Origin of the sequence: Aeromonas sp. 159 (genome assembly GCF_963862045.1) — a bacterium.
GTDB classification, from domain to species: Bacteria; Pseudomonadota; Gammaproteobacteria; order Enterobacterales; family Aeromonadaceae; genus Aeromonas; species Aeromonas veronii.
The window spans coordinates 37,346-50,807 of sequence record NZ_CAWLMI010000082.1 but is presented as its reverse complement, the minus strand read 5'-3'; the positions used below and the strand labels follow the sequence as shown (position 1 = coordinate 50,807).

The window sequence follows — 13,462 nt, the reverse complement described above, 5'->3', positions numbered from 1 at the left end:
GAGCCCGCCATGACCGACAAGCGCCGCCAAATCCTGGATGCCGCCCTCGCCCTCTGCGCCGAAGATGGTCTGCAGGGGGCCGCCACCGCTCGCATTGCCAAGGCGGCCGGGGTCGCCAACGGCACCCTGTTCCACCACTTTCCGAGCAAAGAGGCACTCATCCTCCAGCTCTATCAGGATGTGAAGACCCGGATGGGCGCTGCCATCTGCGAAGCCGATCCCGAGCTGGCACTGCGCGAGCAGATCCACCACTACTGGCAGCAGGCGATGAGCTGGATGCTGGCCCACCCCAATGAACTCAAGTTCGTGCTGGGTTTCTTTCACTCCCCTCTGCTGGCCCGCCCGGCCCGCAGCCAAATCCTGAACGATACCCTGCGCTTTCTGCCCGCCCTGCTGGTAAAAGGGCAGGCCAGTGGCGAGCTGATGCAGGCACCCGCGCCGCTGTTGCTGGAGGTGTGTCAGGGGCAGTTCCTCGCCTGCGCATCACTGTTTGTCGATCAACCCGAGCTTGGGCAGGATGCCCACTGGCAAGCCAGTGCCTTTGCCCTCTTCTGGTCAGCCATCTCAGGAGCCAACCCCTATGACAACTCCGACCGTTGAATCTCTGGCCGCACTGGGCCGCCGCCTCTGGATCACCACTCTGCTCTGGGTGGTGGGCCGTACCCTCTGCCGCGCCGCCCGTATCGACGAGGCGGTGCGCCGCGAACTGGTCCCCTTGCCGGATGGCCTGGCCATTCGCCTTGAGGTGGGGGGGCTTGATTACGCCATGAACATGCATAAAGAAGGAGGGTGCTGGTATCCCGGCACGCCGGCAGCACCCCATGCCACCATCCATCCGCTGCGGGTGCGCTTCAAGCACCCCAATATCGCGTTTCGCGCCCTGAGCTTTCGGCTCGGGGTCAATCAGGCGTTCAGTGAAAACCGGCTGCTGGTGGAGGGGGATCTGACCACCGCCATGCATCTGGTGCGGGGGCTTGAGCAGTTGCAGTCCCTGATCCTGCCTGCCTTTATCGCGCGGCCGCTGCTGCGCCACTATCCGGCCCAGCGCAACAAGCTTGGCCGTGCCTGCAACATCTATCTGGGTTTGGTAACCGGCTGAGCGCAAGGAGCCTTGATATGAGCCGCTATTACGATTTTTTCTGTCCGGTCAAACTGCTGGCCGGTGAACAGGCGCTGGAGCAGCTGGCCAGCGAGCTGGCAAGCCTTGGTGCTCGCCGCCCCCTGCTGCTGACCGACAAGGGGGTCAATGCCACCGGTCTTGCCACCCTGCTGGCCAATGTACTGGCCGAGGGGGAACTGCCGGTCGCCGCCATCTGGGACGAGATCCCGGCCGACTCCTCCACTGCGGTGGTGGAGCGGATCGCCAAACGCTACGCCGAGCTCGATTGCGACAGTCTGGTCGCACTGGGGGGCGGCTCGGTCATCGACACCGCCAAGGCAGCCAATATCCTGGCATCCATGGGTGGTGAACACCTGCTCGATTACTCGGGTGCGGGCTGCCTGACCCGTCCTCTCAAGCCGCTGGCGGTGGTGCCCACCACGGCGGGCACAGGTTCCGAGGTAACGCTGGTGGCGGTGATCAAGGATGAGACGAGTGGGCGCAAGGTGCCCTTCACCTCCCCCTTCCTGCTGCCGCAGCTGGCGGTGCTCGACCCGCGCCTGACTCAGGGATTGCCCCTCAACATCACCGCCGCTACCGCCATGGATGCCATGACCCACGCCATCGAGGCCTTTATCGGCACTGCCAAAAACCCGGTGAGCGATGCGCTGGCCCTGATGGCGGTAGAGAAGATCGCCAATGCCCTGCCTCTCATCCTCAAGGATCCGCAAAACAAGCAGTTGCGGCTGCAATTGGCGGAAGGCTCCACCCTGGCGGGCATGGCCTTCTCCAACTCCATGGTGGGGCTGGTGCATGCCCTCGGCCACAGTCTGGGGGCTCGCTGCCATCTGCCCCACGGCCTGTGCATGAACCTCTTCCTGCCTACCGTGCTCGACTACAACCGCCCCGAGGTGGATAACGAGTTGGCCCGCCTGCTATTGCCGCTGGTGGGGGCCGAGCGCTTTGCCGCCACCCCGGCCCACCTGCGGGCCGAGGCGACCATCACCGCCATCCGTACCCTGCGCGATACCCTCTGGCAGGCGGTCAAGCTGCCGCGCACCATGAGCGAGGCGGGGGTAAGCGATCGCTCGCTGCTCGGGGAGATACGGGATCTGGCCGTCAACGATGGTGCCATGCTGTTCAATCGCAAGGATGCCAACCGTGAACAGTTGCTCACTCTGCTGGAGCGGGCCTGGACCTGATCCCTCCCCTTTGCCAACACTCTTGTGCTGACACTAACGCGGTGCCCGACTCACCATCGGGCACCTTGATCTACATCGCGATATCGATGCGCCCTCTGTCAAAGGGGGATGATATTGACCACGGGCTCTCATTATCTGTTCTATACCTTGGCTAACAGTTATGTTGTGCCGAGAGACCCAACTTTATGCCAGAGGTGCCCACCATGAGCGACATCATCCATCAGGCCAACCAGCAGCAGTTCATCTGTATGGTGGAGGGGAAAGAGTCGAGACTGCGCTACCGGCGGCTCGATGCCAAGACTATCGACGCCTACAGCACCTTCGTGCCCCCCGAGCTGCGGGTGCAGGGGATTGCCGATCAGCTGGCGCGCGCCTTCTTCAACTGGACTCAGGCGGAGGGGCTCACTATAGTGCCGAGCTGCCGCTACATTGATGTCTGGTTACGCCGCAATGCCAACAACTGAACCTCTGAACTCCGCCCTCGAACAGCAATTCCAAGCCAAAACAGAAGCCCTGCTGCGGGCCGATCCGCAGCGGATGGCCTGCCTGCAAGCCGCGGCTGAGCTCAATCTGCCCGACTGGGCGCTGGGGGCCGGTTTTATCCGCAACCTCATCTGGGATCACCTTCACCACAAGGCGGTGCCCACCCCGCTCAACGATATCGACCTTATCTATCTCGATAAAAGCGACCCGCAAGGGCTGGCCGAGGTAACGCATGAAGCCTGGCTGGCAAAGCGGCTGCCGGATCTGCAGTGGGAAGTGCGCAATCAGGCTCGCATGCACACTCGCCAGCTGGTAGCGCCGTTTGCCAGCAGCCTTGAGGCGCTCAGCCACTGGGTCGAGGTGCCCACCTGCATCGGCGTACGCCTCACCCGAGATGGCGAGTTCGAGTGGCTCGCCCCCTACGGCTTTGCCATCAACTGGTCGCTGCAAGTGAGTGCCAACCCCAGATGTCGCCAGGACAAACAGATTTTTACCCAGCGCATCAAGGAGAAACGCTGGCAGGCTATCTGGCCTGACCTTCAGGTAAACTGGCCATAACCTGATTGCAATCTTTCGATAACCTTGGGCACACTAGGGGAAAAGCTGGTTGTAACTCAATGGGTTAAATAATGCGCGACTTCTTCTCTCTCGAACGCTGGCTACCGGGCCTCGCCGCCCTGCTGCATTACCAGCGCGCCTGGTTGATGCCAGATCTTCGCGCCGGACTCTCGGTGGCGGCCGTGGCGCTGCCCGTCGCCATCGCCTATGCCGAGCTTGCCGGGGTGGGTGCCATCGTCGGTCTCTACTCCTGCATCCTGCCCATGCTGGTCTATGCCCTGTTTGGCACCTCCCGCCAGCTGATCGTCGGCCCTGATGCCGCCACCTGTGCGGTCATCGCCGCCGTGGTGACGCCGCTGGCCGCAGGCGACCCCACCCGTCACTGGCAACTGGTGATGACCATGACCGCCATGACCGGCTTCTGGTGCCTGATTGCCAGCCGCTTCAAGCTGGGAGTGCTGGCGGACTTTCTCTCCCGACCCATCCTGATGGGGCTGCTCAATGGTGTGGCCATCACCATCATGGTGGGCCAGCTCTCCAAGATCTTCGGTTTCACTTTCAGCGAACGTTACCTCATCGAGCGGATCGCCAGCGGGGCCACCTATATCACCCAGACCCATCTGCCGACCCTGGCCATGAGTCTGGTAGCCCTGCTCACCCTGCTGCTGGCCAAGCGCTACAAACCTGCATGGCCCTCCTCCATGGTGGCCATGGTGGTGACCGCTGCGCTGGTGTGGGGCTTTAATCTCGGCCAGTTTGATATCGCTACCCTGGGGACGGTGGGCTCCGGCCTGCCCGCCTTCCAGATGCCGGAATTTCCTCCCGGCCTGATGCGGGAGCTGGTGCTGCCCGCCCTTAACCTGGCCATGGTGAGCTTCGTCTCCATGATGCTGACCGCTCGCAGCTTTGCAGCCAAAAACGGTTACGAAATCGACGCGGACAAGGAGTTTCGGGCCCTTGGCATGGCCAACCTCGCCTCCGCAGTCTCCCAGGGTTTTGCCATCAGCGGCGCGGATTCGCGCACCGCGGTCAACGACGCCAACGGCGGCAAGAGCCAGTTGGTCTCCATCATCGCCGCAGCAGTGATCGCCCTCATCACCTTCTATCTGACGGCGCCGCTCAAATACATCCCGACCGCCGCCCTCGGGGTGGTGCTGGTAATGGCCTCACTCTCGCTCACCGACTTTCGCGGACTGTGGGCGCTGCGTAACTCCGATCGCTCCGCCTTCTGGCTGGCGCTGGTCACCTTTATCAGCGTGCTCACTATGGGGGTGATCCCGGGGATCACCCTTGCCGTCTTGCTGGGGCTGTTCCAGTTCCTGCGCAATGTGATGCGCCCCACCGACCAGCTGCTCGGCATGGATGACGAGGGGGTAGTGCGTACCCTGGGGGACAACGAACAGGCCAAGGCGATCCCGGGTATTCTGGTCTATCGCTTCAACTCGCCGCTCACCTACTTCAACGCTCCCTACTTCAAGCGCCGGGTGCTGGCCCTGCTGGTGCAGGATCCCCGAGCCCCCAAGTGCCTGGTGATCGATGCGGTCGCCTGCTTCACCCATCAGGACATCAGCGTGATGAGCATGGTGGGGGAGCTGCACAAGGAGCTGAAACGGCGCGGCATCCATATGGTGATGGCGGGTCGCCACGGCCAGATGACCCACTGGCTAAAGCAGGCGGGCGTGCGGGTGGGCGATGAAGGGATCATCCTCTGCCCCGACATGTATCAGGCGCTGCGCCTGACCCGCTGCTATCGCGAGCCGGTGTTCAAGGATGATGCGGTGGTGGAGAGCACCACTGATGCCATCCGCTCGAATTGGCCGCAGGATGATGCCCTGCCCGACTCGGCTCGCCTCACCCTGCCAAGCGAACAGGAGGCGGGCGCCACGCCTGCCTGATCCCTTGGCCTGCTCCCCTGGCCGGTGCAATCCTGCACAAGGATTGCACCGGCCTTGGCCTTGGTGTTAAATGCGCCCCCAGAGGGCACTCCCCCGTGCCCTCCCAGCTGTTGGACATGCCATGCAATCTCAATCCCACGCAGGCCCGGGCACGCTATTTGCGCTGACCTGGCCGCTCTTTATCGATCTCGCCCTGCACTTTCTGACCGGTGCCCTCAACACCTTCATGGTGGGTCACGTCTCCTATCAGGGAGTGGCGGCGCTGGCGGTCGGCAATCAGGTGTTCGATCTCGCCATCACATTGTTCAGCTTCGTCAGCATCGGTACCAGCGTGGTGATCACCCAGTATCTGGGGGCAGGCGATCGGGAGAAGAGTCGGGTGGTGATCCACACCGCTATCGGCTTCAACCTGCTGATCGGTCTGGTGGCCGCCATCGGCGTGATGGCAGGCGCCAGCACCATGCTGGCGCTGATGAACCTGCCTGCCAACCTGATGAGCGACGGGACGCTTTACTTGCAGATCATCGGTCTCTGCCTGTTGCCGGAAGCGGCAGCCCTCTGTCTGGCAGCCACCCTGCGCGCTCACGGCCACACCCGTCAGGCGATGTATGTGACCCTGATCGTCAACCTCATCACCTTCGTCGGCAACCTGCTGCTACTCTACGGCTGGTTCGGCCTGCCCCAGCTTGGCGTCGCCGGTGTCGCCATCAGCACGGTCGCGGGCCGCCTGATCGGCGTGGTGCTGCTGGTGTGGCTGGTAGCCCGCAAGACCGGCATTCGACTGGTGGTGCGCGATATCGTCCACCCCAGCTGGGAGATGCTGGGCAAGGTACTCCATATCGGCCTGCCGGCGGCAGGGGAGAACCTCTCCTGGATGCTGCAGTTTATGGTGGTGACAGCCTTTGTCGGACTGCTGGGTGACAAGGCGCTGGCGACCCAATCCTACTTCTTTCAGATCTGCCTGTTTATCCTGCTGTTTGGCCTCTCCATCGGCCTTGGCAACGAGATCATCATCGGCCATCTGGCGGGAGCAAGACAGTTCGATCGCGCCTATCAGCAACTGCTCAAAAGCCTCAAGCTAGGGCTGGCAGTCACCTGCGTCATCGCCGTAGCGGCGGCCCTCAATGGCCGCACCATCATCAGCCTCTTTACCGATGATGCCGACATCATTACCCAGGTGGCGCAACTGTTTCTTATCAGCCTTATCCTCGAGCCCGGCCGCACCTTCAATCTGGTGGTGATCAATGCCCTGCGGGCCACCGGGGATGCCCGTTTCCCCCTCTACATGGCGTTGCTCTCCATGTGGGGAATTGCCGTGCCACTCTCCTATTTCCTCGGTATCATGCAGGGTTATGGACTGGTCGGTATCTGGCTGGCGCTGGCCTGCGACGAGTGGGTGCGCGGTCTGGCCATGTTCTGGCGCTGGCGCAGTCGTCGCTGGCAAAACAAAATTCTTGTTGAAACAAAAGCGGAATCACAATGAAGAAGATAGGACTCTTGCTGGCTGCCATCCTGCTCAGCCCCCTGGCCATGGCGCAAACTGCCCCTGCCGCTCCCAAGGCTCAAGCCACCCAGACCTGGTATGTGGCCCCCATCGCCATCGATGAAACCAGCGACGCCCAGAAGGCGCTGACCAAGGACTTCATGGCCCAGATGATCAAGACCATCAAGATCAACGAGTACCAGACCGGCAAGGCGGTGGGCAACACCAAAAAGCCCAAGTGGCTGATCCGCACCAAGCTGATACCCGCCAGCAACGAACCACTGGTCGGCAAGAAGCACCCGCAGGGTCTCACCTACGGCAAGGGCAATCCGACCCAGGAGATCGTCGGCGAGCTGTTGATGAACGGCACCCTGGTGGCCCACATCGGCCAGGGCTGGCGCGAGCCTATCGTCCCGGGCACGCCGGTGGCTGACAAACTCTCCATCGCCAACTATCGCTACGCCATCGGAGATCAGGCCAAGTCGGCGGATCTGGAGGAGCTGGCGGCCCAGATTGGCTTTGAGGCGGGCAAGGTGATCCACCGCGACGGCAAGCCGCTGCCCGAGAAGAAAAAGAAAAAAGAGCAGGCGGACGAAGAGAAAGAGTAACGTTGCCTGCATCCATAAAAAGGGGCCACTCGGCCCCTTTTTTTGATCCTGCCCCCTCACGCCAACACAGCCCCTGTTGTGACTTGTCGCACAGTTTGGCTCACCATTCAGATTGACAAATCACTTATCTTGTTTTGATTCAACAAGTTATAAATATCCCGCCGAATACTCCAAATCATTGCCCCCAAATCCGATCAGGATCACATTTATCCCCGGCACTAAGGGGTAGCTTTGGTCTTACAGGCACAATCAAACGAAACCAAGGAGGCTCCATTACATGTTCCCAGAGTACAGAGAACTCATCTCGAAACTGAAGAGCAGTGATGTCCATTTCCAGAAGAAGTTTGACTTGCACAACGACCTGGATGCGGAGATTAGAAAGTTGGAAAAGCATCACGCCAGCGACTATAGCGCCGAGGTGAGAGATCTGAAAAAACAGAAACTCAAACTGAAAGAGGAGATATACGACATCCTCAAACAACATCCACAATAGATGCCTCGAAGAATATGCGGATAAGCAATTTATCCCCCAGCCCGGCCCACGCGCCGGGCTTTTTGTTGTTTCAGTCAATTAGTTGACACCCGAGCCTACCGATCTTGCTGGTAGTTTGTTACATTTTTTCCTTGGAATTCAGGGAATAACGGTGATGATAACATGAGCAAAAAACGATCTTTTTATCATCTCTTGCTGCTTTGCCTGTTCACATTGAGCCACCCCCTGCAGGCTCAGGAGCCTGAACTGGAGCTGTGGCACTCCCAGCAAGCCGGTTACGTGATCGACGACGTGATCGCCCGCTTCAATCAGGAGGGGAACCACAGAGTGCGGGTCACCCAGATTGAGCCGGGCAAGATCAAGGCGGATCTCCTGCTGGCAGCTCAGGCCAGGGGGCTGCCCGACCTGATGCTGATCCCCTCCGATTTTATCGGCCTCTATCGCCAGATGACCCTCGCCACCCTCCCGGCCGAGTGGTTTTCCCCCGCGCTGATGGCCAGCGCCTTGCGTTATGTCACCCTGGATAGGCAACGCTGGGGCATGCCCATGATGCAGGGCAACCATCTGATGCTGTTTTACAACAAGGCGCTGGTCTCGACTCCGGTGACCCAATGGCAGCAACTGACTGCTATCACCCCGGCCCTCAAGGCCAAGGGGGTCTACCCCGTCAGCTGGCCCTATCACGACATGTACTACTTCGCCGCCTTTTTACACACCTTTGGCGGCTCGCCGGTGACCGAAGGGCACATCACCCTCGACAGCCCGGCCATGGTGCAGGCGCTGGAGGCCTACCGCACCGTCGTCAGCGAACAGTGGGTCGATCCCGAGTGCGACTATGACACCGCCCTCGCCCGCTTCAATGAGGGCAAGAGCGCCTACCTCATCAATGGGGACTGGGCCTTCAACGATCTGGTGAAGAACATGGGGGATAAGCTGGGTGTCGCCCTGCTGCCCCGCTGGCAAAGCCATCCCATGCACTCCATGAGCGGCGCCTACGTAATGGGAGCCTCCCGCTGGGCGATGGATGATGAGGATCGGCAACCCGTCATCAAGGCACTGATGGCCTTTATCCAGCGTCAGGATATTCAGCAGTTCATCTATCATCAGGGAGCGCTGCTGCCGGTCAATCAGCAGGCTTTTACCGCCATCAGCCGCCGTCCCACGCCTCAGGAAAAAGTGCTGCTGGAACAGTTCACCCTCAGTACCCCCATGCCCTCCGACAGCGCCATGTCCATCGCCTGGCAAGCGATGGAGAAAGGGTTCGAGCGCTTTAAAGAGGGGATCAGTGCCGCCGACACCGCCCGCTATATGCAGCAGCTGGCCGATCAGCAGTACCGGCAGGTCAAAGCACCATGAAACATCGCACCTTTCGGCTTGGACCGACCCTCATCATCATCCTGTTCACCGTCGCCCTGCTGCCGGCGCTGCTGGCCAGCACTGTGTTGCTGATCCGCCAGCACCAGATCATCGCCCAGAGCGAGCAATCGCAGTTGGAGCGGGCCCTCACCAGCATGACCCGCGAGGCCCGCTTTCGCAGCGAGCTGATCGGCACCCAGCTCAATCAGCTCAGCCAGGATCGGGTACTCCATCAGGCCCTCGACAACTTTCTCTTCTCCAGCCATGCCCGGCTGGCGCTGGCCACCTTTGTCAAATCCAACAGCCTGATCACCTCGGCCTACCTCATCGATGACAAGGGGTTGGTGGTGGAGTACATCAATGGCCAGGCCTCCCACCTCGAGACGAGCAACCTGATGCCGCAGCTGATGGCCTGGGGCAAGACCCGCGAGGCGAAACAGGGCAAGCATCTGCTGCTCCCCGTCAATGATCCCGTACTGGTCGACGACATGGAGCAAAACCGCAGCGGCGGGCTGGCGCTGGTGGCCCCCATCTATCGCAACCACCAGCGCGCTGGGGTGATGCAGACCCCTTCCGGCTTCGTGATGGCCATTCTCCCCTGGCGGCAGATGGCCCAGTTGCTGGAACCCTATCTCAAGGGGAGCGAATATCTGGTGATCTCCCAGGGCGAGAACCGTCTTTATGAAGGGGCTCACCAGAGCGCCAACGCCATGGATGACAGGGATCCAAGCAAGATGGCGCAGCCCCTGGCCATTGGCTGGTCCCAGCTGGAGCAGGAGATCACCCCCACCATCACCCTCTACAGCTACAGCAATGACAGGGTCAGCGAGCTCAATAAATCCCAGCAGTTGCTGACCGTCAGCATCGCCGTCATGTTGCTGCTGGTGGCCATCGGCTGCGTCTGGCTCACCCGCTGGCTCACCCGACCGCTGCGCTCGCTGGCCGCGCTGGTGCGCAGCTATGGCAAGGGCAATTACCAGCAACGGCAGGCGCCGCTGCGCTTTGTGGAGTACGACGAGGTGCGCCAGTTGCTGCAGGAGATGGCCAGCACCATCTCGGATCAGGTGCGGGCGCTCTATCAACAAAATGAACAGCTGCAACAGGCCAATAGCGAGAAAGAGGCCTTCAACCAGCGGCTGCTCGGCTTCAACGACGAACTGGAGCAAGAGGTCGCCTCGCAAACGACCGCCCTGCGCTCGGCCCTGAGCCGGGAGGAGCGCAGCCGCCATATCCTGCAATCCTGGTTGCAGTTCGGTCTGCACCAGCAATTGGATATCGATATTGCCGAGCTGGCCAGCTCCGCCCTGCTGCAACTCTCGCAGCTCTATCCCGGCCACCGCTGGGGGCTGGTGATCCGCCGCGATGGCCAGCCTCACTACTCCCTGACCCAGGGGGTCGATGCCCCCTTGCGGGATGCCCTGCAGGAGAAACTGGCTCAACTGATGGATGAGGAGGTTAAACACTCCGAATGCCAGTGGGATAACGCACTCTGGAAGATCATGACTCTGCCCGGTAGCCAAAGTGGCGTGCTGTTTGGTTATCTGATGGTGAGCGCCGAAGGGCTGGAGTCCGAAGACAGGGCCATCTTGCGGCTGTTTGCAAAGCAGTTGGCGGTGGGCATCGAGGGGCGCCTCTTCACCGATGAGCTGGCGCGGGTCGCCCGCACCGACAACCTCACCGGGCTGCCCAACCGGCAGGCGTTCGAAGAGGCCTTCCACCACTATCAAGCAGTGCTGGCGCGCCATCCGGAGCGTCACCTCGCCCTCTTCATGCTCGACCTCAACGGCCTAAAGCGTACCAACGACCAGTATGGGCACGAGGCTGGCGACGCCCTGCTGATCCAGATGGCTCGCCAGCTGCGCACCCTCTGCCGTCAGGATGAGAAGATTTTCCGCATCGGCGGCGACGAGTTCGTTCTGCTGGCGGAGGCGGATCACCTCGCCAGCCAGCAGCTGGCAGGCAGGTTGGAGGCAAGCCAGCAGCACGCCATTGTGCAGCATGGGGAGCACAGCTTCCCGCTGCGTTTTGCCATCGGCTGGAGCAGCAGCGACCAGACCCCGCTGGCGGAGCTGAGCCGGGTGGCGGACGACGCCATGTATGCCAATAAAGCGCGCTTCTATCAGGGGCAGCGCTAAAAGCGGAGACCTCTGGCGTTGGCGAGCCTTTCGCCAACGCTCTGATCAGCTCGCAAAAATGGCGCGCAACGCTAGACGCGGCGCGGACCATGACTAAGATAGGGGCTCTTGATGTCTCGATTTGGAAGGGAGTAGGAAATGGAGTTAGTACTTGGCCCGCTGGAAGCCCGCGTCATCGGCTGTCTGATTGAAAAAGAGATCTGCACCCCGGATCAATATCCCCTCTCCCTTAATGCACTGGTCAACGCCTGCAACCAGAAGAGCAACCGCGAGCCGGTGCTGGAGCTCTCCGAGCTCGATATCCGCGCCGTGGTGGACGAGCTGATCCGCAAGCGGCTGGTGGTCAACACCGCCGGCTTCAACGCCCGGGTGCCCCGCTATCAGCACAGATTCTGCAACACCGAATTTGGCGAGCTGAAATTCAGTGCCCAGGAGCTTGGCATCGTCTGCGAACTGCTGCTGCGCGGCCCGCAAACCCCGGGGGAGCTGCGCTCGCGCACCAACCGCCTCTGCAGCTTCGATGATGTCACCGAGGTGGATGCGGTGCTGACCCAGCTCATCGAGCGTGGCCCCTACGTGGTCAAGCTGCCACGCGAGCCGGGCAAGCGCGAATCCCGCTACGCCCACCTGTTTAGCGGCGAAGTGGATATTCAGGCGATGATGGATGCCGCCCCCGCCGCGGCCTATGCCTCCCCTGCCGCCGACCGTCTGAGCGAGCTGGAGCTGGAAGTGAGCGAGCTCAAGAGCCGTCTCGCCGCCATGGAAGCGCGGCTGGCCGCTCTGGATGGTCAGGGCTGATCGCCTTTACCATCGCCAATCTCTATCAGGGAGCCGGGGCTGATGTCCCCGGCTCCCTGCGTTTTTTTATCGTGAGGAAGTGCCCGTGATCACCCTGATTAAAGAGTCTGACCACCAGAAGATGCCCTGGAAAAACCAGCAGGGCACTACCAGCCAGATCCTCATCTCCCCCAAGGGGAGCAGCCTTGCCAAACTCGACTTTGACTATCGACTGAGCTCGGCCCCCATCAAGAGCGCGAGCCCCTTCTCCCCCTTTCCTGGCTATCAGCGCATTTTGCTGCCGGTGAGCGGGGCTGGCTTTGTGCTCAATGGTCACCCCTACGCCACCTTCGAGGCGGCGCACTTTAGCGGCGATGAGGAGACCCACTGCGAGTTGCTGAAAAAAGAGGTGACCGATCTGGGGCTTATCTACCACCCGGATCGCATCAGCGCCAACGTGCGGGTGCTGAACCTCCCCTTCCCGCTGACCCTTACCCTCGAGCCAGAGAAAACCTACCTCTGTCACCTGCTGAGCGGCCAGCTGGCCGTGCAGGGCAAAGAGGTGGCCATCAACGAAACGCTGGTGGTGACCGGGGAAGAGAGCATTCACTTCGAATGCCAGAAGAAGACCGCCATCGCCTTCTTTACCCTGCAGGCCAAATAGCGCAAAAGTCGGCGGTGTGCAGTCATGCCACGCCACACACAAACAGCAGAGATGAAAAAGCCGGGAAATCCCGGCTTTTGCTATTGAGGCAACCGGCTTGTGCCAGTCAGCACCTTAGTTGATCTTGAAGGAGCCCTTCATCATGGCGAAGTGGCCGGGGAAGGAGCAGAAGAAGGTGAGATCCTTGCCCGCCAGACCGTCGGTCTTGAAGGTCACGCTGCTGCTCTCGCCGCCGCCGATCAGCTTGGTGTGAGCCAGCACACGGGGATCATCCTTGGGCAGATAGCCGTTCTCGGCCCCGGCGCTCATCCCGGCAGTCGCCACGGTCTGATAGTCGGCGGTGCTGGCCAGCACCCAGTTGTGACCCATGGCGGTCACAGGCAGCTTGCCGGTGTGGTTCAGGGTGACCGTCACCTCCTTGCAGGTGGCCGGCACGCTCATCTCTTTGAGGTTGTACTGCATGGCATCATTGCCTTCGATGACCAGTGCACACTCATCCGCCAGCACGGGGGCAGCCAGGGTACTCAGAAACAGCAGGGTAATCGCCTTTTTCATCATCTTCTCCTTTGATTGGCAATGGATGGCAACGACTTGGCGGATGCGGTGAACGCTTCGCAAAGATGCCGTCAAAATCGACCTTCATTTTACTCAATTGTCTTCAATCGGCTATGGCTTTTGGCCAAAGCTGCGGGCCAAGTCACCAGACGGT

14 protein-coding genes are annotated in these 13,462 nt (G+C 61.0%); 13 read left to right on the top strand and 1 reads right to left on the bottom strand.

All coding sequences use genetic code 11. The annotated features are described in order from the left end of the window. Window positions 1–9 precede the first annotated feature (9 nt). The 13 genes from AACR14_RS14095 to AACR14_RS14035 all read left to right on the top strand — a co-directional run bounded on the left by AACR14_RS14095 (window position 10) and on the right by AACR14_RS14035 (window position 12,753). On the top strand, window positions 10–600 hold the full coding sequence (locus AACR14_RS14095) for a TetR/AcrR family transcriptional regulator (RefSeq protein ID WP_033114288.1): 591 nt from the start codon (window positions 10–12) through the stop codon (window positions 598–600). Then, the gene (locus AACR14_RS14090) at window positions 581–1,099 is read left to right on the top strand and encodes a hypothetical protein (RefSeq protein ID WP_019446627.1); all 519 of its coding nucleotides are present in this window, start codon (window positions 581–583) and stop codon (window positions 1,097–1,099) included. The genes AACR14_RS14095 and AACR14_RS14090 overlap by 20 nt, the downstream gene beginning before the upstream one ends. A gap of 17 nt (window positions 1,100–1,116) precedes the next feature. Then, on the top strand, window positions 1,117–2,301 hold the full coding sequence (locus AACR14_RS14085; protein WP_019446626.1) for an iron-containing alcohol dehydrogenase: 1,185 nt from the start codon (window positions 1,117–1,119) through the stop codon (window positions 2,299–2,301). A gap of 203 nt (window positions 2,302–2,504) precedes the next feature. After that, a complete protein-coding gene (locus tag AACR14_RS14080; protein ID WP_005337747.1) occupies window positions 2,505–2,765 on the top strand; it encodes a GNAT family N-acetyltransferase in 261 nt (86 codons plus the stop codon). Next, the gene (locus tag AACR14_RS14075; RefSeq protein WP_019446625.1) at window positions 2,752–3,342 is read left to right on the top strand and encodes a nucleotidyltransferase family protein; all 591 of its coding nucleotides are present in this window, start codon (window positions 2,752–2,754) and stop codon (window positions 3,340–3,342) included. Before AACR14_RS14080 ends, AACR14_RS14075 begins: the two co-directional genes overlap by 14 nt. Window positions 3,343–3,413: 71 nt before the next feature. Continuing rightward, entirely contained in the window at window positions 3,414–5,237 is a 1,824-nt protein-coding gene (locus tag AACR14_RS14070) for a SulP family inorganic anion transporter (protein WP_005361668.1), read from the top strand. Window positions 5,238–5,358: 121 nt separating this feature from the next. Then, the gene (locus tag AACR14_RS14065) at window positions 5,359–6,720 is read left to right on the top strand and encodes an MATE family efflux transporter (protein WP_019446624.1); all 1,362 of its coding nucleotides are present in this window, start codon (window positions 5,359–5,361) and stop codon (window positions 6,718–6,720) included. Then, window positions 6,717–7,328, top strand: coding sequence for a hypothetical protein (locus AACR14_RS14060; protein ID WP_005337761.1), 612 nt, complete (start codon window positions 6,717–6,719; stop codon window positions 7,326–7,328). The genes AACR14_RS14065 and AACR14_RS14060 overlap by 4 nt, the downstream gene beginning before the upstream one ends. Window positions 7,329–7,605: 277 nt before the next feature. Continuing rightward, on the top strand, window positions 7,606–7,821 hold the full coding sequence (locus AACR14_RS14055) for a YdcH family protein (RefSeq protein WP_005337763.1): 216 nt from the start codon (window positions 7,606–7,608) through the stop codon (window positions 7,819–7,821). 162 nt (window positions 7,822–7,983) lie between these two features. Continuing rightward, window positions 7,984–9,177, top strand: a complete 1,194-nt coding sequence (locus AACR14_RS14050; protein WP_019446623.1) for a sugar ABC transporter substrate-binding protein — start codon at window positions 7,984–7,986, stop codon at window positions 9,175–9,177. Then, window positions 9,174–11,312, top strand: a complete 2,139-nt coding sequence (locus AACR14_RS14045) for a diguanylate cyclase domain-containing protein (protein WP_019446622.1) — start codon at window positions 9,174–9,176, stop codon at window positions 11,310–11,312. The genes AACR14_RS14050 and AACR14_RS14045 overlap by 4 nt, the downstream gene beginning before the upstream one ends. A gap of 138 nt (window positions 11,313–11,450) precedes the next feature. Further along, window positions 11,451–12,110: a YceH family protein gene (locus AACR14_RS14040; RefSeq protein WP_005337766.1), complete on the top strand. Its 660-nt coding sequence runs from the start codon at window positions 11,451–11,453 to the stop codon at window positions 12,108–12,110. Between the two features lie 85 nt (window positions 12,111–12,195). After that, window positions 12,196–12,753, top strand: coding sequence for a HutD family protein (locus tag AACR14_RS14035; protein WP_019446621.1), 558 nt, complete (start codon window positions 12,196–12,198; stop codon window positions 12,751–12,753). 114 nt (window positions 12,754–12,867) lie between these two features. On the opposite strand, the gene azu is transcribed toward AACR14_RS14035, so the two are convergent. Beyond that, window positions 12,868–13,308: an azurin gene (azu, locus tag AACR14_RS14030; protein ID WP_019446620.1), complete on the bottom strand. Its 441-nt coding sequence runs from the start codon at window positions 13,306–13,308 to the stop codon at window positions 12,868–12,870. Window positions 13,309–13,462 lie beyond the last annotated feature (154 nt).